This window comes from Pseudonocardia hierapolitana (genome assembly GCF_007994075.1).
Lineage (GTDB): Bacteria > Actinomycetota > Actinomycetes > Mycobacteriales > Pseudonocardiaceae > Pseudonocardia > Pseudonocardia hierapolitana.
In genome coordinates this window covers 2844705-2869324 of the sequence record NZ_VIWU01000001.1, presented here as the reverse complement: position 1 = coordinate 2869324, position 24620 = coordinate 2844705, and the positions used below count along the sequence as shown (strand labels likewise).

Annotated in this window: 28 protein-coding genes; 12 read left to right on the top strand and 16 right to left on the bottom strand. The window is 72.7% G+C overall.

Translation table 11 applies throughout. The annotated features are described in order from the left end of the window. The first annotated feature begins 1 nt into the window (after position 1). A complete protein-coding gene (locus FHX44_RS42765) occupies positions 2-604 on the top strand; it encodes a pyridoxal phosphate-dependent aminotransferase (RefSeq protein ID WP_212612463.1) in 603 nt (200 codons plus the stop codon). Positions 605-628: 24 nt separating this feature from the next. Further along, on the top strand, positions 629-1075 hold the full coding sequence (locus FHX44_RS13695) for a DUF6194 family protein (protein WP_147256158.1): 447 nt from the start codon (positions 629-631) through the stop codon (positions 1073-1075). Between the two features lie 3 nt (positions 1076-1078). Here the strand turns inward: FHX44_RS13695 and FHX44_RS13690 are convergent, their stop codons facing one another. Together FHX44_RS13690 and FHX44_RS13685 are read right to left on the bottom strand one after the other, a co-directional pair. Continuing rightward, complete coding sequence (locus FHX44_RS13690) at positions 1079-2305, bottom strand: acyl-CoA thioesterase/bile acid-CoA:amino acid N-acyltransferase family protein (protein ID WP_170308897.1); 1227 nt, start codon at positions 2303-2305, stop codon at positions 1079-1081. A 192-nt stretch (positions 2306-2497) separates the two neighbouring features. Further along, the gene (locus FHX44_RS13685; RefSeq protein ID WP_147256154.1) at positions 2498-2698 is read right to left on the bottom strand and encodes a hypothetical protein; all 201 of its coding nucleotides are present in this window, start codon (positions 2696-2698) and stop codon (positions 2498-2500) included. A 201-nt stretch (positions 2699-2899) separates the two neighbouring features. Between FHX44_RS13685 and FHX44_RS13680 the strand changes: the two genes are divergently transcribed. After that, entirely contained in the window at positions 2900-3730 is an 831-nt protein-coding gene (locus FHX44_RS13680; protein ID WP_147256153.1) for an LLM class flavin-dependent oxidoreductase, read from the top strand. 104 nt (positions 3731-3834) lie between these two features. Beyond that, on the top strand, positions 3835-4128 hold the full coding sequence (locus tag FHX44_RS13675) for a hypothetical protein (protein WP_147256152.1): 294 nt from the start codon (positions 3835-3837) through the stop codon (positions 4126-4128). 137 nt (positions 4129-4265) lie between these two features. Here the strand turns inward: FHX44_RS13675 and FHX44_RS13670 are convergent, their stop codons facing one another. The 5 genes from FHX44_RS13670 to FHX44_RS13650 form a co-directional block, all read right to left on the bottom strand. Further along, entirely contained in the window at positions 4266-4814 is a 549-nt protein-coding gene (locus FHX44_RS13670) for a hypothetical protein (RefSeq protein ID WP_147256151.1), read from the bottom strand. Between the two features lie 40 nt (positions 4815-4854). Then, positions 4855-5172: a type IV toxin-antitoxin system AbiEi family antitoxin domain-containing protein gene (locus FHX44_RS13665; RefSeq protein ID WP_147256150.1), complete on the bottom strand. Its 318-nt coding sequence runs from the start codon at positions 5170-5172 to the stop codon at positions 4855-4857. Between the two features lie 175 nt (positions 5173-5347). Further along, entirely contained in the window at positions 5348-6130 is a 783-nt protein-coding gene (locus tag FHX44_RS13660; RefSeq protein ID WP_147256149.1) for an SDR family NAD(P)-dependent oxidoreductase, read from the bottom strand. Then, positions 6127-7239: an alcohol dehydrogenase catalytic domain-containing protein gene (locus tag FHX44_RS13655; RefSeq protein ID WP_147256148.1), complete on the bottom strand. Its 1113-nt coding sequence runs from the start codon at positions 7237-7239 to the stop codon at positions 6127-6129. The genes FHX44_RS13660 and FHX44_RS13655 overlap by 4 nt, the downstream gene beginning before the upstream one ends. Then, positions 7239-8297 carry a Gfo/Idh/MocA family protein gene (locus FHX44_RS13650; protein WP_147256147.1) on the bottom strand — a complete coding sequence of 353 codons (1059 nt, stop codon included), beginning with the start codon at positions 8295-8297 and terminating at the stop codon, positions 7239-7241. Before FHX44_RS13650 ends, FHX44_RS13655 begins: the two co-directional genes overlap by 1 nt. A 239-nt stretch (positions 8298-8536) precedes the next feature. On the opposite strand from FHX44_RS13650, the gene FHX44_RS13645 reads away from it, so the two are divergent. Next, positions 8537-9385, top strand: a complete 849-nt coding sequence (locus tag FHX44_RS13645; RefSeq protein ID WP_147256145.1) for a L,D-transpeptidase — start codon at positions 8537-8539, stop codon at positions 9383-9385. A gap of 15 nt (positions 9386-9400) precedes the next feature. Further along, the gene (locus FHX44_RS13640; RefSeq protein WP_147256144.1) at positions 9401-10342 is read left to right on the top strand and encodes a hypothetical protein; all 942 of its coding nucleotides are present in this window, start codon (positions 9401-9403) and stop codon (positions 10340-10342) included. Positions 10343-10496: 154 nt separating this feature from the next. Here FHX44_RS13640 and FHX44_RS13635 read toward each other — a convergent pair whose 3' ends face one another. Further along, entirely contained in the window at positions 10497-10910 is a 414-nt protein-coding gene (locus FHX44_RS13635) for an ATP-binding protein (protein WP_147256143.1), read from the bottom strand. 126 nt (positions 10911-11036) lie between these two features. Here FHX44_RS13635 and FHX44_RS13630 point away from each other — a divergent pair, with 126 nt between their 5' ends. Further along, positions 11037-11957 carry a DMT family transporter gene (locus tag FHX44_RS13630; protein ID WP_281287890.1) on the top strand — a complete coding sequence of 307 codons (921 nt, stop codon included), beginning with the start codon at positions 11037-11039 and terminating at the stop codon, positions 11955-11957. A gap of 3 nt (positions 11958-11960) precedes the next feature. On the opposite strand, the gene FHX44_RS13625 is transcribed toward FHX44_RS13630, so the two are convergent. Both FHX44_RS13625 and FHX44_RS13620 read right to left on the bottom strand, forming a co-directional pair. Next, positions 11961-12326 carry an RNA-binding S4 domain-containing protein gene (locus tag FHX44_RS13625; protein WP_170308895.1) on the bottom strand — a complete coding sequence of 122 codons (366 nt, stop codon included), beginning with the start codon at positions 12324-12326 and terminating at the stop codon, positions 11961-11963. A 149-nt stretch (positions 12327-12475) separates the two neighbouring features. Further along, positions 12476-12820, bottom strand: a complete 345-nt coding sequence (locus tag FHX44_RS13620; RefSeq protein ID WP_147256140.1) for a histone-like nucleoid-structuring protein Lsr2 — start codon at positions 12818-12820, stop codon at positions 12476-12478. Positions 12821-13235: 415 nt separating this feature from the next. Here FHX44_RS13620 and FHX44_RS13615 point away from each other — a divergent pair, with 415 nt between their 5' ends. Then, positions 13236-13469 (top strand): hypothetical protein, encoded by a 234-nt coding sequence (locus FHX44_RS13615; protein WP_147256139.1) that lies wholly within the window; start codon positions 13236-13238, stop codon positions 13467-13469. Between the two features lie 9 nt (positions 13470-13478). Here the strand turns inward: FHX44_RS13615 and FHX44_RS13610 are convergent, their stop codons facing one another. The 6 genes from FHX44_RS13610 to malQ all read right to left on the bottom strand — a co-directional run bounded on the left by FHX44_RS13610 (position 13479) and on the right by malQ (position 19490). Next, positions 13479-14489 carry a threonine/serine dehydratase gene (locus tag FHX44_RS13610; RefSeq protein ID WP_147256138.1) on the bottom strand — a complete coding sequence of 337 codons (1011 nt, stop codon included), beginning with the start codon at positions 14487-14489 and terminating at the stop codon, positions 13479-13481. Continuing rightward, on the bottom strand, positions 14486-14968 hold the full coding sequence (locus FHX44_RS13605) for a RidA family protein (RefSeq protein WP_147256137.1): 483 nt from the start codon (positions 14966-14968) through the stop codon (positions 14486-14488). The genes FHX44_RS13610 and FHX44_RS13605 overlap by 4 nt, the downstream gene beginning before the upstream one ends. Further along, positions 14965-15120, bottom strand: coding sequence for a hypothetical protein (locus tag FHX44_RS42130; RefSeq protein ID WP_170308894.1), 156 nt, complete (start codon positions 15118-15120; stop codon positions 14965-14967). The genes FHX44_RS13605 and FHX44_RS42130 overlap by 4 nt, the downstream gene beginning before the upstream one ends. Positions 15121-15174: 54 nt before the next feature. Then, positions 15175-16500, bottom strand: a complete 1326-nt coding sequence (locus tag FHX44_RS13600) for a protoporphyrinogen/coproporphyrinogen oxidase (RefSeq protein ID WP_147256136.1) — start codon at positions 16498-16500, stop codon at positions 15175-15177. A gap of 268 nt (positions 16501-16768) precedes the next feature. Further along, on the bottom strand, positions 16769-17545 hold the full coding sequence (locus tag FHX44_RS13595) for a 2-keto-4-pentenoate hydratase (RefSeq protein WP_147256135.1): 777 nt from the start codon (positions 17543-17545) through the stop codon (positions 16769-16771). A 1-nt stretch (position 17546) separates the two neighbouring features. After that, on the bottom strand, positions 17547-19490 hold the full coding sequence (malQ, locus tag FHX44_RS13590; RefSeq protein WP_147261153.1) for a 4-alpha-glucanotransferase: 1944 nt from the start codon (positions 19488-19490) through the stop codon (positions 17547-17549). 298 nt (positions 19491-19788) lie between these two features. Between malQ and FHX44_RS13585 the strand changes: the two genes are divergently transcribed. From FHX44_RS13585 to FHX44_RS13570, 4 genes are all read left to right on the top strand, one after another. After that, positions 19789-21777, top strand: coding sequence for a carboxypeptidase-like regulatory domain-containing protein (locus FHX44_RS13585; protein ID WP_147256134.1), 1989 nt, complete (start codon positions 19789-19791; stop codon positions 21775-21777). A gap of 29 nt (positions 21778-21806) precedes the next feature. Beyond that, on the top strand, positions 21807-22637 hold the full coding sequence (locus FHX44_RS13580) for an alpha/beta hydrolase (RefSeq protein ID WP_147256133.1): 831 nt from the start codon (positions 21807-21809) through the stop codon (positions 22635-22637). A 228-nt stretch (positions 22638-22865) separates the two neighbouring features. After that, complete coding sequence (locus FHX44_RS13575; RefSeq protein ID WP_147256132.1) at positions 22866-23354, top strand: cysteine dioxygenase; 489 nt, start codon at positions 22866-22868, stop codon at positions 23352-23354. Continuing rightward, positions 23351-23719 carry a rhodanese-like domain-containing protein gene (locus tag FHX44_RS13570; RefSeq protein ID WP_147256131.1) on the top strand — a complete coding sequence of 123 codons (369 nt, stop codon included), beginning with the start codon at positions 23351-23353 and terminating at the stop codon, positions 23717-23719. Before FHX44_RS13575 ends, FHX44_RS13570 begins: the two co-directional genes overlap by 4 nt. Positions 23720-24620 lie beyond the last annotated feature (901 nt).

The window sequence follows — 24620 nt, the reverse complement described above, 5'->3', positions numbered from 1 at the left end:
TGTGCCAGCGCTGGGACGCCGTGCTCGTCGTCGACTCGATCTACGAGCACATCCCCTCGGCGCGGGCGGGTACCTGCCGCCCGCGCTCGTACCGGGGCTGGAGGATCGCACGGTCACGGTCAACGCGCTGTCGAAGACCTACGCCGTCACCGGCTGGCGCGTCGGCTGGACCGTGGCGCCGCCCGACCTCACCGCGGCGATCCGCAAGGTGCACGACTTCCTCACGATCGCCGCGCCTGCGCCGATGCAGGCCGCGGGCGTCGCGGCGTTGGGGCTGCCCGACGGCTACTACGCCGATCTCGCCGCCCGCTACCTGGCGCGGCGTGACCTGCTGTGCGAGGCGCTGGAGAGCATCGGGTTCGGCCTGCGCCGCCCGGACGGGTCGTACTACGTGCTGTGCGACATGTCCCCGCTCGATCCGGGCGGCGACGGTGTGGCCTTCGCCCGCCGGCTCATCACCGAGGTCGGGGTGTCGTGCGTGCCCGCGGTGTCGTTCTGGCGGCCGGAGAACGCGGCCGCCGGGCGCAGCATGATCCGCTTCGCCTTCCCGAAGCGGCCCGAGACCTTGCACGCCGCGGTCGATCGCTTGAAAAGTCTCAAATAGTGGTTCAATGACACGATTGAAGGTATGGATGCCCGTTCCGTGACCAGGTACATCTGCGAGGAGTTCGACCACGTCGTCGCCGTCGAGAACGAGGGCGACACCTTCTTCACCTACGACCCGAGCGGCCGCCCGCCCGAGGGGACGTGGCAGCCTTTCGCCACGGTCGTCACGAGCGACCGCCACGACCGGGTCTCGAAGCTGGACCGCGACGGGGCGTTCCGGCTCAACGTCGGGCTCCGGAAGGCGACCTACACGAGCCTGTTCGGCGCCCCGCCCCGCAGGCGGGATGACGACTGGGTGCTCGACACCGGGTTCGACTACGCCACTGAGGACCGGTTGATGCCGCACCCGCACTACGGATCCCAGTACTGGGTGTGCATCGTGAACCCCAGCGAGGCGGGCCTCGAGGAGGTCAAGCCCTTGCTGGCGGAGGCCCACGCCTTCGCCGCACGCAAGGCGAAGGGACGATGAGCCCTATCCGCGTCCGCGCGGCATCGCCTTGCGCAGCAGCTCGACCGTCGCGGAGAAGGTGTCCCGCACGGCCGCGGCGGTCGTCGCCGGATCCCCGCCCGCGTCGATCGTCACCGGCCCGTTCGGGATCGCGGTGCGGGTGGTCGGGAGGTCCGGCACACCGCCGACGAGGTGGCCCGCCCCCGGGAAGTCGAGCAGCGCCGAGCCGTAGGGGTTGCCGGCCTTGGTGATCGACTCGAGGGCGCGCTGCGCCTGCGTCGTGGACGGCCACACCCCGTCGGCGTCCCCCGAGGTGAAGAGCACCGGGGCGGTGATCTGCTCGACGGGGATGCGGGCGACCGCCAGCCGCCAGCGCGAGGCCGCGGCGACGGCCCGCTCGTACGCGTCCGCTGAGCGGACGGGATGGCTCGGATCCGCGGACGAGGCGCCGCGGGCGGGCGACGCGCGCAGGAAGGGCACGTCGGCGCCGGCCCGGGTCCACGAGGACATCTGCGTGCCGGTGGTGCCGTTCCCGGGCCAGACCAGGTCCGACGGCACGTGCGCCACCACCGCCGCGAACCGGGACGGCTCCGTCGAGGCGAGCACGAGCGCGTACTCGGCGCCCTTGGCCGTGCCGACCAGGCCGACCCGGTCCCCGGCCACCTCCGGCCGTTCGGCGAGCCACCGGGCGGCGGTGAGCCCGTACTCGAGCGGGATGCGGTTGAGCGTGTCCGGCAGGCCCGGCACGCCGAAGTAGGCGAGCCCGAACACCACGTAGCCCTCCGACGCGAGCAGCGCGGCGTACGCCGGGTCGGGCCGTCCGCCCTCGGCGCCGCCGAGCAGCAGCACCCCGGGCCACACCCCCGCTCCCGGCGGCAGGTAGAGGTCACCCACCAGTCCCGCCTCGGCGACGGGCAGCACCCGGCCGGACGGCTCGCGCACCACGCGGCGCAACGTCGTGCGCGCCACGGTGGCCCCCGCCCGGTCGACGCCGAGCAGGACGACCACGTCGTCGGCGTCCATCAGCGGGTACGGCGCCTGCTTCTGATCCGGCAGGCGCATCGACCAGAACAGCCCGTGCGGGTCCACGCCCGTATAGGTGCCGCCCGTCGATGCCGCGGTCGAGACGTCGACCTGGCCCACGCCGTCGGTGACGAACTCGCCGGACGACTCCCACAGCTGGCCCTGCCGGTCGTAGGTCCGTGCCCAGATGCGGACCTGATCGCCTGCGGGCAGCCCGTCGACCGTCACCTGAACAGGTATCCCTATGCTGACGCCGTCGGGTCTTGCGGTGATCTGCGGGCCGGTCTCGGTAACGTCCGCGGAGCAGCCGGCAGTCAGCAGCGCGACTGCGCATGCCATGCCGATCCATGTCCGCATGCCTCGGATGCTAGGAGCGAAGATCCGATTCCACCGGGAAGCTCCCCCGGTCGGGCGACATGCCTACGGCGACGGCTGCGGGATCGTGCACTCGATGGTCGGGTTGAGTCCGACGTAGTTCAGCGGCCCCGTGACGATCGTGACGAGCACCGTGCCGAGCTCGGCGCAGTTGACCTGCTCGTCGCCGGAAAAGTAGCCGCGCTGATACGCGGCGAACGCTCCGATGACCAGCCAGATGACGACGATGACCGAGCTGATCCGCATGGTGTCCCTCTCGCCGTGGGATCCGGACTCTATGTGAGTTGGATCTCGTCGTAATCACGATCGTGTGTCCCTCGGACGTTTGCTAGCGTCGCGATCACTCCGCCGGTGGTCCCGACGGAACGACGCCGCAGAACGGGACCACTCGCCGACCCGGCGAGGAGGGGCGGCTGACGATCACGCCTACCCTCCGTCGGAGTTCTCATGAAGATCGGTATCGGCCTGCCCGTCGACGACCCGGACGTGCTGCACGAGTGGGCCGTCCACGCCGACGCCGGCCCGTTCAGCACGCTCGGCCTGCTCGACCGACTGGTCTGGCACAACCCCGAGCCCCTCGTCACGCTGGCCGCTCTCGCCGGCGTCACGAGCCGCATCCGGTTGCAGACCGAGGTGCTGCTCGCCCCGCTGCGCGGCACGGCGCTGCTGGCGAAGCAGGTCGCCACGCTGGACCGCCTGAGCCGCGGTCGCTTCACGCTCGGCCTCGGCATCGGCGGACGCGCCGACGATCATGCTGCCGCGGGCGTCGACCTGCGCAACCGTGGCCGCCGGCTCGACGAGCAGCTCGTGCGGATGCGGGAGCTGTGGACCGGGGCGACGCCCATCGGCCCGGCCCTCGCCTCGCCGGGTGGTCCGGAGCTGCTGTTCGGCGCGTTCCGCCCGGCCGCGCTCGCCCGCGTGGCCCGGTTCGGGGACGGCCTGCTCTGTGCCGCCCCGCCTTCATTGGCCGGTGACCTGTTCCGCGCGGTCGAGCGCGACTGGGCCGAACACGGGAGGCCCGGCCGGCCGCGGCTCGTCGCCCAGGTGAACGTCGCGCTGGGACCGGACTGCGTCGCCGACGACGCCCGCACCGCCATGGGCGCCTACTACGGCTTCACCGGCACCGCCGATCGCATGCTGGCCGGCCTGCTGACCACGCCGGAGCGGGTGCGCGACGAGGTGCGCGCCTACGCCGACCTCGGGGCCGACGAGGTCGTCCTCTACTGCTGGGCGACCGACGTCACGCAGGTCGACCGGATGGCGGATCTGGTGTCCTGATCACGGGAGCGGCGTGCGATCCTTGACGGGCACGTGGTCGCTTCCCCCGGCCGCGATTTCGGTCGCTGGAAGGGGAAGCCGTGTACAAGCCGTGGTCGTCGAGCGTGAGCACGCCGCCTCCGCCGCTGGACCGGCCGGTGTGGGTCCACCTCGACCGCCTCTACGGCCCTCCCGATTCACCCGGCCCGATCGCCGACCCCGTCCCCGGTGGTCTCCTCGTCGCCACCGGGAGGGTGCCCGGGCTGCTCAAGCGGTGGGCCCGCGCGGCCGACGGTCGCTGGTTCGGCAGGGTCAACTTCGCCGTCTGCGACGCCTACGGCGCCGTGGTGGCCGAGCACCTTGCCGTGCTCGTGCCCGCCTCGGCCCTCTCCCCGCGCGAAGGGGAGCAGCGCCGGTGAGGGCCTCGTCCCAGTACGACGGTGATCAAGGGGAGATGGTCGCGGTTCGATCTTCGGGAGCAGCCATCTGCCCTTGATCGACGTCGACAACCGCGTTGTCTCACCGGGCTTGGCGAGCCCCGGCTCAGGGCCCGGTGTCACCGCGCCGCCGCCCGGCGCTCGATCGCCGCACCGACCTTACGCATCAAATCCGAGAAGTCTCGGTACACGTCGAGGTCGGTCGCGTAGAACATCGCCCAGCCGTCGTCCTGCAGGAAGTTGTGGCGACGGCGGTCGGCGCGCAGGTTCTCCGGCCCGGCATGCCCTTCCTCGCCGTCGTACTCGAGGCCGACCTTGACCTCCTCCCAGGCCAGGTCCAGCCAGCGGCGCGCGCGGCCGCCGGGGCCGAGGACAGGGAACTGAGGTGTGGGCGGTGGCAGCCCGGCGTCGTGGCAGCGCAGGCGCAGCCGCGACTCCTGCGGCGACTCCGGGGCAGGATCGGCCAGCGGCACGAGCTCCCGCGCCTGTTGGACGCCCCGGAGCCCGGAATGCCGCTCCAGCTCCGCGGACAGCGAGCCCTGCGTGCACACACCTGCGGCGATGGCGGCATCGAGCACGGGTAGGACGTCGATGCGCGGAAGGGTCCGCGCCAAGTCGATCGCCGTGCGATCGGCCGTGGTCGCGAGCGCACCGCACCTGAGTCGCATGACATCGCCCACCGCGAGGGCGAGCTGGTGTGGCCAGAGGTTAGTCCGGCGCGCACGCCTCGTCCGGTCGGACGGCAACGTGGGTGGCGGTGTCGTCGAGCACGCCGAAACCGTGCAGCTCGGCGGCCGTGTGCAGGCAGGCCGGCACCTCGCGCCCGATGCTGAGCCCGGCCGCCGAAAGCCGGAGTATCGGGCTCGGCCGCCCCGACTTCACGCGGTACGTGCCCGTGAACACTGCCTCCCAGCGACCCGAACTGACCAACGCCCGCAACTCGCCGCGGCTGTAACAGCTCATGGCCTGCGCGGTGCTGAACGCCCCGTGCTGCGCTGCGGCGATGTCGCGAAGCGGTTGGCGCACACCCCGAGCCTGAGCCCTCGGCCGCGCGAATTCCCCGGACCTTCACGATCTGTGGACAACGAGCGGCCGAGGTGGACAACTGCGCGCTGTCAAACGTCGATCAAGGGGAGATGGTGGCTCCGGAAGATCGAAACGCCACCATTTGCCCTTGATCACGCTCGTCGGTCCTCGTCGGTCAGGAGTGCATCCAGCCGCCGTCCACCACCCAGTGCTGCCCGGTGCACGAGCGGCTGTCGTCAGCGGCGAGCCACAGCACGAGCCGTGCGACGTCGGCAGGCTCGAGCCGCTGCGGAACGGCCTGGGCCGTTGCCCGGTGGGCGTCGGCCTCCGCGGTCAGCCAGTTCTCCACCTGCCGGGGCGTCATGATCCACCCGGGCAGCACGCAGTTGACCCGGACGCCGTCGGGCCCGAACTCGCGCGACAGCGACCGGGTGAGCCCTTCGACGCCCGCCTTCGCGGTCATGTAGACGGTGAGGTCGAGCAGGTCCACGTGGGCGCTGATCGAACCCATGTTGATGATCGAGCCGCGCCCGGCGGCCCGCATCGCGGGCGCGACCGCCTGCGCCGCGAAGAACTGGTGGTCGAGGTTCACGCGCATGCGCTCGTCCCAGTAGGACGGCTCGATGTCGCCGACGGGGTGGCGGGTGTCGCTGCCGGCGTTGTTCACGAGCACCTGCACGTCGCCCAGCTCGGCGGCGATCTCGGCGATCACCCGGCGGTAGGCGTCGAGGTCGCGGATGTCGCACTCGCGGAAGAGCGGCCGGGGGTGGCCGCGCTCCGCCACGGCAGCCACGAGCTTCTCGCCCGCGTCGACCGCCACGTCGACGAACCCGACGCGCGCGCCCTGGGCGGCGAACTGGGTGACGAACTCGGCGCCGAGGCCGCTCGCGCCACCGCTGATCAGCACGACCGCGTCGCGCAGGCTGGGGTAGGTGGCGTAATGGGACTCGCTGGTCATGAGGGCAGTACTACCGCGCGGCCGGTGGAGCCCGCACGGAGGGCGCGATAGGCGTCGTCGACGCCGTCGAGGGTGTAGCGCTCGCCGAGCAGCACGTCCAGCGGCAGCCGGCCCGCCCGGTACAGGCCCAGGATCCGGGGGAGGTCCACGGGCGGGTTCGCCGACCCGTACAGGCTCCCGATCAGGCGCTTCTGCTGCTGCACCAGCTCGTTGATCGGTATCGAGGCCGTGGCGTCCACCGCGCCGAGGCCGACCGCGATGACGGTGCCGCCGGGGCGCAGCACGGCGAACGCCTGGCGCACCGTCTGCGGCAGGCCCACCGCGTCGACGGCCACCTCGGCACCGCCACCGGTCAGGTCCTGGACCGTGGCCACCACCTCGTCGGGCGACAGGCCGGAGGCGTCGATCGTGTGGGCGGCGCCGAGGCGGCGGGCTAGCTCCAGCTTGTCCGCGGCGACGTCGACCACCACCGGGACCGCGCCGACGAGTACGGCACCCATCAGCGCGGACAGACCCACCCCGCCGGCACCGACCACGACCAGCGGCTTCCCCGCGACCTGGCCCGCCACGTTGACGACCGCGCCGACACCCGTGATGACGGCGCAACCGGTCACGGCGGCGATCGCGGGCTCGATGCCCTCGGGCACCTTGACGACCGCGCGTTGCGACACCACCGCGCGCTCCGCGAAGCAGGAGACGCCGAGGAAGTGGTGCAGCGGGCCGCCGTCGAGGCGCAGCCGGGACGTGCCGTCGAGCAGTCCACCGCTGCGCGCCTGCACCCGCCCGAACACGCACATCACCGGGCGTCCGGTGGCGCAGTACTCGCAGTGCCCGCACCGCGGGCGCCAGGTGAACGCCACCCGATCACCCACCGCCACGGCGTCGACGCCGTCCCCGACCTCTTCGACCACGCCGCTGCCCTCGTGGCCGAGGACGATCGGCAGCGGGCAGGGGATGGCGCCGTCCATGTAGTGCAGCTCGGTGTGGCAGACCCCGGCGGCCTCGACCCGTACGAGAACCTCGCCCGCGTGCGGGGCCTCCAGGTCGACGGACTCCACGCGCAGTCCCTCACCCGGCGTCCGCAGCACCGCGGCCCGTACCTGTGGCATCAGGCCCACACCTCCTTCGAGACGCGCGCGTCCTGCCCGGTGCGGGCGCTCTCGCCGATGGCGAGCGAGATGGCGTGGTCCTGGCACCCCTGCGCGAGCGGGTACGGCGGCGGGCCCTCGCCGCGGGCCCACGCACCGGTGGCCTCGAGGATGGCGGCGACGCCGATGTCGTCCTCCGACAGGCGCGTTCCGCGGAACGGGTTGCGGTACAGCACGCGGCCGTCGAGGGAGACGTGGTCGAGCTCGTTGCCCTCGAGGTTGAGGTCGATCCCCGTGCGCCGGTGGACGAGGTGCGACTCGACCGGCGTCGCCGGCTCGACCAGCCGCACGAGGCGGTCGTCCACCAGCTCGCCGTTGGTCCCGCGCACCGCGATGCGCCGGGCGAGCAGCGGGTTCCACCACTGGTTCTCGGTGAAGTCGTAGAGACCGTGGCGCCCGCCGAAGTCGAGGGTGGCGATCGTTCTCGTCCGCGGTTCCGGGGCGGCGTCGGGCCGCCACCCGTCGAACCCGAGCGGGTCGGCCAGCGGCGCGGTGAAGTCGCGCGCGGAGACGACGACGTCGTCCATGTCGATGCCCAGCAACCCCCGCACGAGCGAGACGGCGTGGTAGAGGTGCGTGGAGCAGACGTGCACGGCCGTCGGCTCCCCGATCGCTCCGGCGCGCACCGCGGCCAGGCGGGCCGCGTGGCCGGGCATCAGCAGGTACTGCTCGGCCACCTGCACGAGACCGCTGCCGCCCACGTCGGACCACAGCGCCCGCAGACCGTCGAGGTCGGGGGCGGGCGGCGTCTCGACCAGCACCGGCACCCCGAGCGCCACCGCCGCGCGGGCGACGTCGGGCATCTGGGGCCACGGCACGGCCGCGGCCACGAAGTCGGGGCGCTCGCCTGCGAGGAGCTCGTCCAGCGTGCGGAAGGCGCGGACCCCGGGTTCGACCCGCTCCGGATCGCGGCTGACGATGCCGACCGCGCGCAGGCGGTCGGGCGCCGCCGCGGCGATCCGGAGAAAGAAGCGGCATCGCCGGCCACTTCCCACCACTGCGAACGTCGTCGGCGCCATGCATCAACAGTCGTTCATGATCCGGCGGGCGCGCAAGGCTCGATCGTGAGCGCGAGGTCACCACAGTGGAGGAAGTGCGCTCACCTTCTGTTGTGATCTGCGCAACAGAAGGTAGTCGGACAACTTGGAGTAACCCGGACGGCGCAGCCTCGTTTGATCAATTACGCGGACCGTGACCGAATGACTCCGTTGTCATCCGGTCTGGGCCGTCCCTGTCGGATCAGCTCTGTTTGGGTGACATGTCACAGCCAACCGCGCCGCCAGAAGCGGCGCCGTCCCGAGGCGCGGGCCCCGGTCCGTCCCGGCGCGGGATCCTCTTCGGGGCGATCGCCGGGGTCGTCGTCGCGATCGCCGTCGCGTTGGGCTTCACCTTCTTCGGCGGCGATGGGTCCAGTACCGACCCCTCCTCCGTCGCCGCGGGTGAAGTTCCTGCCGGCGAGATCCCCGTGAGCAGTACGTACACCGAACTGACCGGCGCGCCGGCCGACCCCGACCCGATGGGGACCACCAACGGCCTGGTCGTGCACCCGATCCGGGAGACGCCGGTGCGCGACGCTCCCGACGGGCGCCCGATCGCGCGCATGGAGACCACGCAGTTCGGCGACACATGGCTCCCCGTGATCGCCGAGCAGCCCGGCTGGGTGCAGGTGCTCCTGCCCTCCAAGCCCTCCAGCACGACCGGCTGGATCCGGGCCGACGACCTGGAACGGGCCGTCACGCCCTACGTCATCCGGGTGCACCTGGGCGCCAAGAAGCTCCAGCTCGTGCAGGACGACAAGGTCGTGGACGAGTGGTCGGTGGGGATCGGGACTCCCGAGACCCCCACGCCGACCGGCCGCACGTTCCTGCTGGGCGCATTCACCAACCCGAACGAGACCTACTCGTCGGTGTTCCTCCCGCTCGGGGTGCACAGCCCCACGCTCGACAGCTTCGGTGGCGGCCCGGGAACGGTCGCCATCCACGCATGGCCCGATGCGAGCTCCTTCGGCAACGCCGTCAGCAACGGCTGCATCCGGGTCCCGAACGACGCTTTGCAGAAGCTCGCCAAGGTCCCGCTTGGCACGCTCGTGATCATCGATGAGGAATGAGGGGTTAGCACCACAGTGAAGACGAAGAAGCTCGCCGGTGCGGCAGCGGTCGGGGCCGTCACCGCGGTGACGACCCTGCTGCTCGGCGCGACGCCCGCATTCGCGCAGGACTCGGACTCGAAGGGCGACAGCGCGTTCGCCCTCTCGGCGTCGGGCCTTCTGGACATCAACCCGATCTCGCAGGTGAAGTCCGTGGACGGCAAGCTGGTCCACGACGAGCTCCTGTCGATCGGTGACGTCGCCGGGGAGTACGAGGACGACCTCGCCCTCGGGCTGCTGACCTCGGAGGCGGAGTCCCACCGCGCTGAGACCGTGGTCAAGGAGGTCAACCTCCTCAACATCCTGAAGGCCGACGTGATCCGCACCTGGTGCGACAACGGCGAGGGTGGCCTTCAGATCATCAACGGCTCGGTCCTGGGCCAGAAGCTCCCCGACACCTCGGTGCCCGGCAAGGACCTCGATGTCTCGCCGCTGGTGAAGCTGTCGCTGAACGACCAGAAGCGCAACACCGACGGCTCGCTCTCGGTCACGGGCATCAAGCTGACCGTGCTCCCCGCCCCCGAGGTCGCGGACAAGGAGGAGAAGCTCTCCACCCAGGAGAAGGCTGCCCTCCCGATCCTCGGTGACCTGCTGGGCAAGGAGCTGCCCGTCAACACCGACACCGTCGGCGGCCTCGTCGGCGAGCTGGGCGGCCTCGCCACCGGCGGTGACCTCCAGACGATCACCGTCGGCAACGCGACCTGCCAGGAGGGCGGCGCCGCCTCCGGCAGCGACGACAGCGCCGACGACGGCAAGTCCTCGAACGACGACGACGCCAACGGCGACGACGACGGCAAGAGCGACAACGGCGACGACAACGACGGCAAGGGTGGCAAGGACGACGACTCGGACGTCAAGAGCGCCGGCGCGGCTCCGGCCCCGTCCGTCGTGAAGGCGGCCCTGCCGGTCACCGGCTGACACGCACCACCTGGAACATCCCCGCGACGGGCGGGAGCCGATCAGGCTCCCGCCCGTTGTCGTTTGTTGGTCCTACTCCCCTTGCAGGAGGGCACGCCGGTGCGGGGTAGGGGATGGGTGAAGTGACGGCGTCTCGCCTCGCCGGGCCGCAGGCCTAGGTGCTGCCTTCGGGGAGCCGCCACCGCATCGCGATGCACGTGCCCGCGGGCAGACGCTGCACGTCGACGTGCTCCGCCAGGCCCGCGATGAGCACCAGGCCGCGCCCGCGCCAGCCGGGATCGCGCGGCGCCTTCCAGCTCCCGTGATCGCGCACGACGACCCGGATCTCGCCGTGTTCGCAGGCCGCGTCGAGTTCGGCGTCACCGTCGCCGTCCGGGTATGCGTGATCGGCGATGTTCGCCAGCGCCTCGTGCGTGGCCAGCACGATGTCGTCGACGGCGTCGGCGGGCATGCCGAGCCGCCCGGCCCAACTCGCCACCTGTGCGCGAACATCCCGCAGGCATTGCGGAAGTGACAGCGCCGGGAGCCTCAGTCTCAGCGGCCCCGGGCCGCGGGCGAGCGCAGGCATCCCATACTCCCCGATCGCAGTTCTGCAGGCAGATGGCGTGGAGGTACCCCCTGTGGCGGGGGGCGAATCCGGACGGACCGGACCGGATCGGGTATGGATCCGAACATCGCTGCGTTGGTGGGTGGTGTGGATCGACGTGGGAGCGTCCCCGACCGGACGTGGCTGATCGCCATAGCGGCCGCCATGTGGGGCACCGACGGGTTGTTGCGGCAACCGCTCGCAGGCCAGCTGCCGGCCGCCACCGTGGTGTTCTGGGAGCACCTGCTGATCGTCGTGGTCCTGCTGCCGTTCGTGCCGTCGGCGGTGCGGGCGTTCCGGGCGGCCGGCGCACGGGAGCGCGTGGCGCTCGTGCTGATCGGCGCAGGCGCCTCGGCGGTGGCGACGGCGCTGTTCACCCAGGCGTTCCGCTACGGCGACCCGGTCACCCCGCTCGTCCTGCAGAAGCTCCAGCCGGTCATCGCCGTCGTCGCGGCCGCGCTGCTGCTGGGCGAGCGCATGCGCCGCGGCTACTGGCTGTTCGCCGTGCCCGCGCTCGCCGGGGCGTGGCTGATGGCCTTCCCGAACCCCCTCTCGGCGGCGCCGCAGGCGGTCACCGCTGCACTGCTCGCCGTGGCCGCGGCTGCGCTGTGGGCCGTCGGCACCGTGCTCGGGCGCATGGTCAGCGTGCGGATCGCCAGCCGTGACGTCACGGTGCTGCGGTTCGCCATCGGCCTCCCGGCCAGTGCTGTCGTGCTGCTGGCGCAGGGTGCTCCGGTCGCGGTGACGGGGGCACAGCTCGGCCCGCTCGTGCTGCTCGCGCTGGTGCCCGGCCTCCTCGGGCTCACCCTCTACTACATCGGGCTGCGGTCCACCGCCGCCGCTCGTGCGACGCTCGCCGAGCTCGCGTTCCCGGTGACGGCCGCGCTGATCGGCGTGGGGTTGCTCGGCACGCACCTGGAGCCCAGCCAGTGGTTCGGGTTGCTCGTCGTGGTGGCCTCCGTCACGGCTCTGGGCCTGCGGGAGCGCTCCCCGAAGCCCGTTGTTCGGGTGGACGTCGCCGCGGCCTGAGTCTCAGACGCCTCCGGTGCGGAACGCGTCGAGGACGCGGCGCTCCCGCTTCGTCGGCCGCCCCGCACCCCGGTCGCGGCGGGCCACCGGCACCATGGCCTCCGGCGGGGGAGCCGGGGTCCGGTCGATGTAGCAGGTGGCCGCGTCGGCGGCGCCGACCCGTTTCTGGATCACGCGCACGACCTCGACCACCCGGGTCCGGTCGTGGACCCGGGCCCGCACCTCGTCGCCCGGGTGCACCGGCGTGGCCGGTTTCGCGGGGCGGTCGTTCACGCGCACGTGTCCGCCCCGGCACGCCGCCGCGGCGTCCGGCCGGGTCTTGGTCAGCCGGACCGCCCACAGCCAGCGGTCCAGTCGCGTCGACTCCACGCCCTCGATGATGGCCTATCCCGTGACGCTGAACGCCACCCGCCGAGCTCCTCCGCCCCGCCCCCGGTGAGCGCTGGGATGCGTACGGAGAACCGTGCCGTCCCGGGTCGAGGATGTGGTTGCCGCCTTTCGCGGCTCGATGACCGGGGTCAGTGGGCTGCTTTGAAGGCCTCCAGCACCGACGTCGAGATCCGGCCGCGTTCGGAGACCTTCAGCCCCTGCTTCTGCGCCCAGTCCCGGATCGCCTGGTTCTGCTCCCGGTCGGTTCGGGGAGCCGGTCGGGCTGCGGTGTCGGGTGCGGGGCTGTTGCGGCGGCGCCCGCCGGTGCGCCGGCCCGCTGAGATGTAGGGGGCGAACACCTCGCGCAGCTCCCTGCTGTTCGAGGCCGACAGGTCGATCGCGTACGACTTCCCGTCGACGGTGAACTCCACCTGCTCATCGGCGTTGCCGCCGTCCAAGTCGTCCACGAGGGTCACGGTCGTCTGCGTTGCCATTGCGTCCTCCAAGGGCGAATCGTTCTGATTCCGGCCACACCGCCGTGAATATCCGACAGTAGTCGCGGTGTTCACCCCGGCCGCGCCCGCCACCACATCACGTCGCCATCGTCGATGCGGCCACGACGGGTTTCTTGCCGACGCGCCATTGCCCGACGTCTGCCCGCGAGCTCCCCCGATCGGCGCGTGCACGGATCGGGCCGCACGATCGGGGCCGGGACGCCGTTGATCGCCCCGCCATCGTGGTCGGCCGTGAACAGCTCCAGCTGCTTGCTCGACTCCGTGGTGACCCAGGTCCAGAACGTACGTCGAGGAACGGCCGACTCGTGCGAGGTCGGTCGCACCCGGCCCGGTCCAGCGATGGCCGCGATACGGAAGTGCGCCCTGGAAACATTTTCCTCGTCGGTGCTCGGCAGTGGGTACGCGCGAACGGCTTGTCCATCGGCTGGCTGTGTCCGGCGCTTCGAGTGAATCGGTCGGAACAAAGGAGAACCATGAAGAGCGCACGGACCCGGATCGCGTCGCGTTGGTCGCTGCGGCGATCGTCCTGGGCATGACGAGCGGCATGGCAGCGGCGGGCGAGCCCTCGAGCACGGAAGACAAGATCTGGGGCGTGGCCGTCGATCCCTCGGTGAACTGGCCCGAGTAGCGAGGAGGATTATCCGCGGGCAGGTGCACCTGGTCCTGTGTCGTCGGCGACCGCCTTCGGCGCGAGCCCTGGCTCGGTGTTGGCCCCGCTGACGACGACGGCGACGCGTTCGCCGGGCGCGATGCGGTAGGCGCCGGTGCGGACTGCCGCGACCGCGACCGCGGCGGCCGGCTCGGCGACCAGCCGGAGCTCGTCCCAGAGTGCCCGCTGGGCGTCCCTGATCGACTCGTCATCGACGAGGACGACGTCGTGGACGTGCGCCTGGGTGATGGGGAAGACCAGCTCGCCGATGCGCCGCGGCGCCAGCGCGTCGGCGGCGATGCTGCCGGTCGGGGCATCGACCGGGGCGCCGTGGGCGCGGGCCCGGGTCAGCGTGGGCGCGCCGGTCGGCTCGACACCGACCACGCGGACCGTGCCGGCGAGGTATGCGGCGATGCCGGCGATCAGGCCGCCTCCGCCGACCGGCACCAGCACGGTGTCGACAGCGGGTGCCTGCTCGGCGAGCTCCAGCCCGAGGGTGGCCTGGCCCAGGATCGTCTCGCGCTGGTCGAATGCGTGGACCGGCAGAGCGCCGGACCGGGACGCGCTCTCCTCGGCTGCGGCGAGTGCGTCGGAGTAGCGCTCGCCGGTGACCACGAGCTCCGCGCCGAGCTGCCGGATCCGTGCGATCTTCGCCGGGGCGGAGACGGTCGGCACGAAGATCTGTGCGGGAACGCCCAGCTCGTGGGCCGCGAAGGCGACCGCGACGCCGTGGTTGCCGCCGGACGCGGCGACCACTCCCGCCGACGGCACGTCACGGGCCAGTAGGTTCGCGAACGCGCCGCGTGCCTTGAACGAGCCCGAGCGCTGGAGCTGCTCGAGCTTGAGCGTCACCGGTGCGCCCCCTGACTGGGCGACGGCGGCGAGTGCCTGCAGGTCCACCTGCACCACGGGTGTCCGGCGCACGTGGGGCCTGATGATCTCGTGGACCCGCCGGACGTCGGCTGGGCTGATGGCGACGGCGGTGGCCCCGTGCGTCATGACGGCCCGTCGGTGCGGAGCACGGCCACGGCTTCGACCTCGACCGCCGACCCGGCGGGCAGAGCGCTGACCCCCACCGCCGCACGGGCGTGGGCTCCCGCGGCACCGAGCACGTCGGCGAAGAGCCGCGATGCACCGTCGGCGACCTGCGGCTGCTCGGTGAAACCCGGTGTGCATGCGATGAACACGGTGACCTTGACCAGCCTCTGGACGGCGTCCAGGCTGCCGGCGGCCGATCGGAGCTGGGCGAGCACGTTCATCCCGCACAGTCGCGCGGCCTCCTGGCCGGCGGCCACGTCGACGTCGTCCCCGAGCCGGCCGGTGACGACGAGACCGTCGCGGGTGGCGATCTGGCCGCTGACGTACACCGTGGTCCCGATCCGGACGACCGGTTCGAACGCGGCCACCGCAGCTGGTGGGGCAGGCAGCTCCAGCCCGAGCCGGGCCAATCGACCCTCCGCTGTTGCGGGCGCACTCATCCGTTGTCTCCTCGTGTTCGGTCCCAGGCGGGGACGGTGATGGTGATCTGCTCGATGCGTGGCGCCGCGATGCGGACGTCATCCCTCGTGCCCGAGGCGATGGCCTGGCGGCGGTCCTCGGCCGGCGCCTTGATCGGGTCCACGTCGATCACGAAGCCACTATGGCAATTAACTAACTGCCTGTCTAGCGTGCCTTCTCGCTCGGCTCAATCGGTGCGGCCGGCGATCAGCCGATCGGCGGCCCAGCGTCCGTTGAAGGCGGCCGAGTCGGACCACGGGAGGCCGAGGTAGTCGCCGGCCAACAGCACGGGGCTGCCGAAGGGCAGCCGATCCCGGTAGTGCTGTACCGCCGTGGCGTGCCCGACTTCGATGTAGGGCAGGGCCTCCTGCCAGCGGGACACGTGGCTTTCGGTGACGCGGCCGGCCAACCCGGGCAGCAAGGGTGTCGCGGCGTCAACGGCCGCGGTGCGGATCGCCGCGTCGTCGGCCGCCATCAGCCGCCGCGCGGCGTCCTGCCCGAACATGACGGTGAGCACCTCGCCGGCGGCCGTGGCGTCAGCCCGCGAGTAGACGGCGATCGCCGCCAGCGGGGACGACGAGTTCGGCGTGACCAGGGCACCGTAGGCTCCGCCCAGTTCGTCGTCCGCCAGCGGTTCTTCCAAGGCCAGCCCGACCAGCAACTCGCAGCTGTAGGGGGTGCGCAGGACCGCGGTCTCGTCCGGCGTCGGGTCGACCAGCATGCTGGTGGCCGGGCGCGCCGGGGTTGCGATCACGGCTGCGGCCGCCTCCCGGGGACCGCGGGAGGTGGCGAGGGCGACGTTGCTGCCGGGGGAACCCGAACGCTCGACGCGCTCGACGCGGATGTCGTACTCGACGTCCAGCGTCGCCGCCAGGGCCGTGGTCAGAGAACCCAACCCGCCGCGCAGGGTGAAGGCCTTGGGGCCGAGGGCTGAGTACGCCAGAAAGCTCCCGAGCAGAACGGCGCTGTTGTCGGCCAGATCCTGGAAGAAGAGGCCGTTGACCGCTGGGAGCAGCAGCCGACGGGTCAGGCCGGAGCCGAAACGCGCCCGCGCCCAGTGCAGCCCGCTGAGGGCGTCCAGATCGCTCCACCGGACGAGGTCGTTCTTGGGGCGGGCGGCCAGCTCGCGGGTGGACCACAGCCCCCGCGCCACCGGGGCGATATCCCGGACGCGCACCACGCCTCCCGTCAGGAAGGACCACGGACGGTCGGTGTCGAACAGCCACGACCGACCGTCAGCCACCACCATGGACCGCCCGGAGACCTTGACGACCTGCCGGGACAGCCCGGCTGCTTCCACCAGCTCGGGAATGATCTCGTAGCCGGTGGACAGGAACTGCGCTCCCTGCTCCATCAGGCCCCCGCCCACCGGTCGGGTGAGCATCCGCCCACCCGGTTCGCTCGCGGCCTCGAGCACCCTCACCTGGACCCCGGCGGCGGCCAGCCGGTGCGCTGCGGTCAGGCCGGCGATACCCGCACCGACAACGATCACCTCGTCGGAACGACTTCTCATACTTCCAGTCGATCAGAAACGAAGGCCTGCGCCGCGTCCCAGCCGTGCACGGCGATCTCCACCACTCCGATGTCGGCGAGCACCGTGCCGCACACCGGATCGACGCCCACGGCGACCGGCCGGTCGCCGTGCCGCTCGTCCCACGCCGCCAGCAGCAGCCCTCTGCACGTCGAACGTCTGCAGCACGTCGGCGTCGCTCGGACCGGCCGGGGCCGGCTCGGGGAAACGCAACCGTGGTCGACCGCCTCGCGCAGGGTGGCCGCCCGGCCTATCCCGCGAAGCTGAACGCCACCTCGCCGAGCTCCCCGAAGTCGGCGCGCACCTCGTCCCCCGGCCCGACGGGCACGGGGGCCGTGGTCGTGCCGGTGGTCACGAGCTCGCCCGCGCGCAACCCGCGGCCGTGCCGGCGCAGGTCCTCGGCGATCCAGACGAGCGCGTTGCGCGGATCGCCCAGCACGTTGCCGCCGCTGCCCGTCGCGGCCCGCTCGCCGTTGATCCACACGGCCGTTCCCCATCTGGACAGGTCGTGCTCGGCCCACCCGGGCACCTCGGGGCCGAGCACGAACCGGCCCGCGCAGGCGCAGTCGGCCAGCAGCTGCGGGGCGCCGACCGTCTCGTAGCGCTCGAACCGCGAGTCGGGTATCTCGACGGCCAGGTGCAGGCCGTCGACCGCGGCGAGGACCTCGTCGCGCCCGGCGCCGGGCGCGACGTCGGCGCCCATGAGGTAGGCGAACTCGGCCTCGACCACACGCATGTGCATGTCGTCGCTGGACAGCAGGTCGCCGGGGTCGTGGCGGAACCGCTCGAACAGCGGGCCGGGCAACGGGCCGCTCACGCCGATGTGGGCCTGTCCCGCAGCGGTGGTCGCCGCGATCTTCCAGCCGTAGGACCGCCCGGCGCGCCCGCCGATCGCGAGCTGCGTGGCGAACCCCTCCGCGTCGTCCCGTGGCCGGATCTCGTCGGGGAGCGCGGCGATCCGCACGCCTGAGGTCCAGGCCCTCCACAGGACGTCGGCTGCGCGACCGGCGCGGTTCTCATCGGACATGTCAGTCATCCTGCCCGCCCCGCCGGAGGCGTAGCTGGTCCACCACGACGCGCACCCGCGGGTCGTCGCGCAGCTCCTCGAGCGTGACGGGCAGGGGGAGCCGCCAGTTCGGGTACTCGTCGATCGTGCCCGGCAGGTTCGGCTGGCGCACCTCGCCGACCACGTCGTAGGGGGAGACGAGCACGAGCCGCGAACGGCTGCGCGCCAGCAGCGCGTGCAGGGCGACGACGAGCTGGTCCTCGCCGGGATCCGGCCCGTCGACCAGGCCCTGCTCGCGGAGCAGCTCGATCAGCTCCAGGCGGTCGACGGTCGCCTTCGCCTCCTCTGCCGGCACGTCGTCGAGCAGTCCCAGCTCGGCGCGCGCCCTGACGTGCTCGCCGCGCAGGAATCCGGTGGCGGTGGGGAGGTCGTGGGTCGAGACGGTCGCCACCGACTCCTCCGGCCACTCCTGCGGGGCAAGCAGCGGCCGGCCGGGCGCGTCCAGGTCCCGGGTGAACCACAGCACCGACGAGCCCAGCATGTTCCGCTCCGCGAGGCCCTCGGTGACCTCCGGCTCGACGGTGCCGAGGTCCTCGCCGATCACGAGTGCCCCGGCGAGATGGGCTTCGAGGGTCAGCACGGCGAGCATGACGTCGGCGTCGTAGTGCACGTAGGTGCCCCGGTCCGGCCCTTCGCCCGGCGGTACCCACCACAGCCGCCACAGCCCCGCGACGTGGTCGATGCGCAGCCCGTCGGCCTGGCGGAGCAGGGCGCGCAGGAGGTCGCGGTAGGCGGCGTAGCCGGTTGCGTCGAGCCGGTCGGGGCGCCACGGCGGCAGACCCCAGTCCTGGCCCTGCTGGCTGAACGCGTCCGGTGGGGCGCCCACCCGCACCCCCTGTGCGAGCACGTCCTGCAGCGCCCAGCCGTCGGCGCCCTCCGGATCGCACCCGACGGCGAGGTCGTGCACCACCCGCACGCCGACGGCCCTTGCCGCGTCGCGGGCTGCCGCGAGCTGGTCCTGCACCTGCAGCTGCACCCACGCGTGGAACGCGACCCGCGGGGCCAGCTCCGCCTTCGCGGCCGCGACGTCCGGGCCGTCGGGCCTGCGCAGGCCATGGGGCCACCGGCTCCAGCGCGCGCCGTACCGCTCGGCGAGGGCGCAGTAGGTCGCGAACTCCTCCAGATCGGCTCCGATGCCGCGAGGCTCCGGCCTGCCCTCGGAGCGCCACAGCAGCTCGAGTGCCGCGCGCTTCGCGGCCCACACGCGGTCGTGCTCGATCAGCCCGCCCGCGAGCTCCGGCCGGAGCGCGTCGACCTCCGCGCGGGTCACCGCGTCGGCGCGGGCGTATGCCGTGAGGTCGGTGATCCGCAGCGCGAGCGGTGTGCCGAACCGCCTGCTCGACGGGGTGTAGGGCGACGGCTGCACCGGAGGCACGGGGGTGATCGCGTGCAGCGGGTTGAGCAGCACCGCTCCGGCACCGTGCTCGGCGCCGGTCCAGGCCGTGAACTCGCGCAGGTCGCGGAGGTCCCCGATGCCCCACGAACCCGCCGACCGCAACGCGTAGAGCTGCAGCATCCAGCCCCAGCCGCGCGACGGTTCCGGGAGCGCAGGCGGCGCCACGACGACGGTCACCTCCTGCTCGCCCAGCTCGAGGCGGTACCAGCCCGGCTCGAGCCCCGCCGGGATCTCGGTGACCTCGCGCCGCCCGCCGCCGGTGTCGACCAGCACACCGGGCTCGGGAAGGGGGCGGGACCGGTCCGTGCGGGCCGCGATGGTGCCGGGCAGGCGCCCGCCCGCCGCCCGTTCCCGCACGGCGGCCAGCGCGCCGCGTCGCGCTTCCGGGCTGCCGGCGTCGACGTCGAGCAGGCCCAGCACCCGGACCACGACCTCCGGATCCACCCGGACCGGGCGGCGGTCGCCGTCCCGATAGCTCGTGGCGACACCGTGCGCGGCCGCCAGTTCCATCAGCTCGCTGTCCACATCGCTTCCCTTCCCCGGGTACCGCCAAGCATGCCGGGATCTGCCGACGATCACGCTGTGGCCCGTGACCTGCGGCAACACGCTCCCTTACGCTCACTACCCAGATCAGGAACAGGTGCTAGGTTCCCTGCGGCGGGCTCCCGCAGAGCAGGGCGGTTCACCGCCGTCCCAGCTGCTGGACACCCGCAACCGGGCGAAGGCGGATGCGGAGCGGAGAGCGCCGGGACATGACAGAGCGTGCGGGCGGATCAACCACGCGGCATCCCGCGGGCGGGGGAGTCCGATGAACACGCTCGTTCTGATCGGGCTGGCGCTGGTCGTCGCAGGGTTCGCCCTGCTCGCCGTGCGGTTCGCGCCGAGGGTGCGCAGGCAGATCGCCGCGTCGGCCGCGCAGCCACGCACGGTGGCCGATCTCGTCCGGCTCCGGGAGCAGGCGACCGTCCGGCCCGCGCGGCCCACTCCACGTGCCACAGCGTCACCGCGAGCGGCCGCTGCCCCGGTCACGCCCCCGCAGGAGGCCCGGCCCGTTGCCCCTGCGCCTCGGGTCGCGCCGGTTGCTGCGGCAGCACCGGCCCCGCGTGCGCCTGCCCCGCGTTCGCCGGAGCCGCGTGCGCCGGAGCCGCAGGCCCCCGCGTTCGTGCCGCCGCCACCGAGGCCCACACCCGTTGCGGGCAGGGTCCGGCGGGAGTCGGCTGAGCCGCCCGCGCCCTCTCTCGACGGCGACAACACGCCGTGGCAGCGCGGCGCCCGCATGGCCGTCGGGCTCGGAGGCGGCCAGCCCTGGCGGGAGCCACCTGCGCCGCCTGCGCCGCTGCGGATCGTCCCGGCCGCGGAGCCGCCTGCGCCGGAGCCGCCCGCCGAGCCGGAGTCGGCCACACCGGTGCAGATCGTCCCGGCCGAGGCCGAATCGCAGGTGGACGTCCCGGAGGAGCCGAGCGAGGCGCCTGCCGAGGACACCTCGGCCGACGACGCGCCGGTCCGGCTCGTGCCGAGGGAGGCCGGTTCGGTGGAACAGGAGGCTCCGCACGAGCCCAGCGAGCCGGTTGCGCAGCCGCATGCCGGTCGGATCGAGCCGGGAGTGGACGACGCCGCGGGCACGCCCCGTTCCGGGGAAGCTGCCGAGACCGGGGCGGCGTCGGCCGAGGAAGTGCGCGCCCAGTCCGTGCCGGTGTCGCCCGAGCCTGCCCCTCGGCCGGAGGCCGTCTGGATCGAGCCGGGAGCGGGCACGCCCCGTTCCGGGGAAGCTGCCGAGATCGGTACGTCGGGCGAGGAGACGCCCGTCGAATCCGTGCCGGCGGAGGTGAGCCCCGGGGAACAGCCGGTGGCACCGGAGCCGGTCGCGCAGCCGCAGGCCGTCTGGATCGAGCCGGGAGCGACCGGTGCCTCCGAGCGTGAGACCGCCGAGCCCGCCGAGTCGGCGCCCACCGAGGGGGAGATCCCGCTCCCGGACGGATGGGACGACGTGGAAGGCGAGGATCTGCCGGCAGGCGCCGTGCCGGACCGGTTCGCCGAGGAGCGAACCTCCGCTCCGGAGGCGCAGGTGGAGCGCCGCCGCAGCAGGCAGACGCCCGACGAACGGGCCGCCGAGCAGGCCGCCGCCGATCTCGCCCTGTTGCGGACCTTCGGGTTCGCCGATCCGGGCCTGCGCCCGGACAGCGCCCCCGTGGTCGAGATGGAACGTCCCGACGAGGAGGAGCCGCGGGTCGCGGCAGGTGACGCGCAGCCCGTGCGCTACCGGGTGGTCCGCCGCGACGGCTCGGTGGTCGGCGGCGCCACGGTCACGCTGCTCGACGACCGTGGCGGCGATGTGGCCGCCGGTGCGGCCGACGCCGAGGGGCGGGGCGAGCTGGTGGCTCCGTCGCCGGGCGGTTACGTGCTGGTCTCGACCGCGGCGGGGCACCAGCCGGGCGCCGTGGCGATCACGGTGAACGGCTCGGTGACCGAGACCGACATCCTCGTCGCGCGCTCGTCCTCCGTGTCGGGGTCCGTCGTCGGCGAGGACGGCCCGATCGTCGGCGCTCGGGTCACGCTCGTGCAGGACGGGGAGGCTGTCGACGCGGTCGACACCGGTGCCGACGGCACGTACCGGATCAGCGACATCGGTGCGGGCGAGTACGGACTGTCGGTGGCGGCAGCCGGGTGCGAGCCGGTGGCAACGCTGCTCGACGTGGCGGATGAGGCCGACGTGCGGCACGACGTCGTGCTCGAGCCGGCGAGCCCGGTGGCCGACAGCAACCTGGTCGAGGACGACGCCATGAGCGGCCTGCGCTGACGGGCCACCCGGCGGGAGCGGGGCGCGCGGTGGTGCACGTCGAGGGCCGGCTGCCCGGCGTCGGTGGTGTGGAGCTGTTCTGGCAGGGCTGGCTCCCCGCGGGCGATCCGCGCGGCGTGGTGCTGCTCTGCCACGGTCTCGGCGAGCACACGGGGCGTTACGGCAACGTGGTCGATGCGCTCGTCCCAGCGGGCTGGGCGGTGTACGGCGTGGACCACCGGGGTCACGGACGCTCCGGCGGCCGGCGCGCCCACCTGCGCCGCTACGCCGACTGGCTGGCCGACCTCGACGCCTTCCGCCGCACGGTCGTCGCCCGTCACGCCGGCCTGCCCGTGTTCCTGCTCGGCCACAGCATGGGCGGGCAGATCGCGCTGGCCTACGCGCTCGACCACCAGGGCGACCTCGCCGGGCTCGTCCTGTCCGCGCCCGCGCTCGCCAACAGCACGGTGCCGCGGGCTGCGGTCGGCGTGCTGCGGGCCGTCGCGAAGGTCGCGCCGATGCTCCGTCCGGCCGGCATCGACGCCTCGAAGATCAGCAAGGACCCTGCCGTGTACGCGGCGTACCGGACCGATCCGCTGGTGCACCACGGCCGCCCGACCCTCGGCCTCTCCGCGGCGATCGTCGGGCAGTTCGAGGTGCTGCCCGAGCGGGCGCGCGACCTGCGGCTGCCCGTGCTCATGCAGCACGGCGTGCTGGACGCGATCGTCGACCCGTCCGGGTTCCGTCGACTGGAGGCCGCCTGCGGGTCCCCCGACCTCACCGTCCGCTGGTACGAGGGGCTCTGGCACGAGATCTACAACGAACCCGAGCGCGACGGCCCGCTCGGCGACCTGCGGGACTGGCTGGCCGCGCACATCTGACGAACGAGAATGATCACGTGCCGGCTTGCCCGGACATTACGGAGCCGATCCCGCGCGCTGGGAGCGCACTGGAAGTCCCCGCGCGCGATGTGTTCATATACGCGCATGCCGCCCGCCGCAGTCCTCGGAGAGATCTGGGGTTCACGTCGCGCGGACGCCTTCGACCAGTGCTGTTGCGCGAGCTGACCTTCCCCGTCCGCTCGAAGCCGCCATCACTGGAGTACTCCCGTGCTGCTGCACGCCCCCACCCCGCTCGCCCTCGGTGATCTCACCGCCCTGACCCGCGACGTCGCCGCCGAGGTGCGCGCAGGGCGCCATCCCGTCCAGGTCGACCCGGAGCGCCGCTGGTACCGCCTGCTGCGCACCGACGACTACGTGGACGTGTGGCTGATCAGCTGGGCCACCGAGCAGACCGCCGAGCTCCACGACCACGCAGGCTCGCTCGGGGCACTCACGGTCGTGTCCGGCAGCCTCGTCGAGCAGCGGTGGGTGGGGCACGGCCTGCGTGAACGGCGGGTGAGCGCCGGGCGCAGCCTCGGATTCCCGCTCGGGCACGTGCACGACGTCGGCAACACCGAGCCGACACCCGCGGTGTCGGTGCACGCGTACTCTCCTCCGCTGACCGCGATGTCGTACTACACCGTCGAGCCGGGTGCGCGGTTGCGCCGGACGCGCAGCGTGCTCGTGGAGCCCGGTTCGTCGGAGGGAGTGGGATGACCACCGTGAACGACCTGCTCGCGGCGGCGCGAGCCCGGCTCGACCGGCCGGACCCGCAACGCGCGGCGGAGATGGTGCGGGACGGTGCGATCCTCGTCGACACGCGGCCCGGCTGGCAGCGCGAGCAGGAGGGCGAGCTGCCGGGGGCGTTGGTGATCGAGCGCAACCACCTCGAGTGGCGGCTCGACCCGGCCTCCGACGCCCGCATCCCGGAGGCGGTGGACCACGACGTCACGTGGATCGTCGTGTGCTCCGAGGGCTACAGCTCCAGCCTCGCCGCCGCCTCCCTCCAGGATCTCGGGCTGCGCAACGCCACGGACCTCGACGGCGGGTTCCGCGCCTGGAAGGCGTCCTTCGGCCGGTAGCAGGTCCGAACCGGCCTGGAGGATCCTTGCGTTCCGTACCCGACCACGAGCTCGAGGCGGACATGAGCGGGGCCTGCCCGAGAGCGAACCGGGTTCTGCATGATCAGGTCGACCCCATGCGTGCATCGGGTTCGCTCCGGGACGCCTCGTCGCCAGCCACCGGCTGGACTCCGGTGGTCCGCTGTATCGGTTGGCTATGGCTGTGGTGACAGCCGTGGGCAACCGACACGTGCGATCTTGGCGCTGATGATCTGCGGTGGCGGGTGCTCATTGTGGTGGGAGCAGCCATGGGCAACCGACAGTTCGGATCATGGGCACCCCCGGCCAACGAGGCCGTGGCCCAGCCCGGCCGCTTCGCCGGGCCTGAGCGCGGTCATCCCATCGGTCCCATCGAGTCGGCCCCGTCAGGCAAAGGTTCCGGTGGGCGCGCCGTCCCCGGCCCGGGCCACGCGGCGCTCGCCCACCATCTGGGTCTCTCGCGTGGTCCCGCGGTTCGCGTCGCACCCCTCACCTGTGCGGGGTGGCCGGGTTGGGTTCACCACCGACCTCCGGGGTTGCGTGGGCTGCCGTCCCCGGCCTGGGGGCACGCCCGTTCACGACGAGATCGTCACTGCCGGGTGTCACGCAACCGGCGGTGGTCCCGATCCCTCCCGTCCAGCCCTCCCCTGCAGCGGCACGGTGAGGTCACCGCCGGATCCGGGCCGCGGCCCAGCCCTCGTGAGCAGCGGAAACGGGACATCGGCTGCACCGGGAGGCTGTTGCCTGATCGGCGCGAGGAGCCTTCAGCGATCAAGGCGAGATGGTGGCTAGTTGATCTTCGGGAGCGACCATTTGCCCTTGATCCCCACTCTCCGACCCGGCTGACCCCTGGTTTCGGTTGCTATGGTCGTCAGTGCAGCCA

What these genes read in the sequence shown, in the direction of transcription:
- malQ (WP_147261153.1), bottom strand. Translation starts at nt 19,490, where the DNA reads ATGGAACTGGCGGCCGCGCACGGTGTCGCCACGAGCTATCGGGACGGC.
- FHX44_RS13610 (WP_147256138.1), bottom strand. Translation starts at nt 14,489, where the DNA reads ATGACGCACGGGGCCACCGCCGTCGCCATCAGCCCAGCCGACGTCCGG.
- FHX44_RS13670 (WP_147256151.1), bottom strand. Translation starts at nt 4,814, where the DNA reads ATGCGACTCAGGTGCGGTGCGCTCGCGACCACGGCCGATCGCACGGCG.
- FHX44_RS13620 (WP_147256140.1), bottom strand. Translation starts at nt 12,820, where the DNA reads ATGGCAACGCAGACGACCGTGACCCTCGTGGACGACTTGGACGGCGGC.
- FHX44_RS13680 (WP_147256153.1), top strand. Translation starts at nt 2,900, where the DNA reads ATGAAGATCGGTATCGGCCTGCCCGTCGACGACCCGGACGTGCTGCAC.
- FHX44_RS13635 (WP_147256143.1), bottom strand. Translation starts at nt 10,910, where the DNA reads ATGCCTGCGCTCGCCCGCGGCCCGGGGCCGCTGAGACTGAGGCTCCCG.
- FHX44_RS13695 (WP_147256158.1), top strand. Translation starts at nt 629, where the DNA reads ATGGATGCCCGTTCCGTGACCAGGTACATCTGCGAGGAGTTCGACCAC.
- FHX44_RS13645 (WP_147256145.1), top strand. Translation starts at nt 8,537, where the DNA reads ATGTCACAGCCAACCGCGCCGCCAGAAGCGGCGCCGTCCCGAGGCGCG.
- FHX44_RS13605 (WP_147256137.1), bottom strand. Translation starts at nt 14,968, where the DNA reads ATGAGTGCGCCCGCAACAGCGGAGGGTCGATTGGCCCGGCTCGGGCTG.
- FHX44_RS13655 (WP_147256148.1), bottom strand. Translation starts at nt 7,239, where the DNA reads ATGCCACAGGTACGGGCCGCGGTGCTGCGGACGCCGGGTGAGGGACTG.
- FHX44_RS13660 (WP_147256149.1), bottom strand. Translation starts at nt 6,130, where the DNA reads ATGACCAGCGAGTCCCATTACGCCACCTACCCCAGCCTGCGCGACGCG.
- FHX44_RS13650 (WP_147256147.1), bottom strand. Translation starts at nt 8,297, where the DNA reads ATGGCGCCGACGACGTTCGCAGTGGTGGGAAGTGGCCGGCGATGCCGC.
- FHX44_RS13600 (WP_147256136.1), bottom strand. Translation starts at nt 16,500, where the DNA reads ATGAGAAGTCGTTCCGACGAGGTGATCGTTGTCGGTGCGGGTATCGCC.
- FHX44_RS13585 (WP_147256134.1), top strand. Translation starts at nt 19,789, where the DNA reads ATGAACACGCTCGTTCTGATCGGGCTGGCGCTGGTCGTCGCAGGGTTC.
- FHX44_RS13595 (WP_147256135.1), bottom strand. Translation starts at nt 17,545, where the DNA reads ATGTCCGATGAGAACCGCGCCGGTCGCGCAGCCGACGTCCTGTGGAGG.
- FHX44_RS13570 (WP_147256131.1), top strand. Translation starts at nt 23,351, where the DNA reads ATGACCACCGTGAACGACCTGCTCGCGGCGGCGCGAGCCCGGCTCGAC.
- FHX44_RS13685 (WP_147256154.1), bottom strand. Translation starts at nt 2,698, where the DNA reads ATGCGGATCAGCTCGGTCATCGTCGTCATCTGGCTGGTCATCGGAGCG.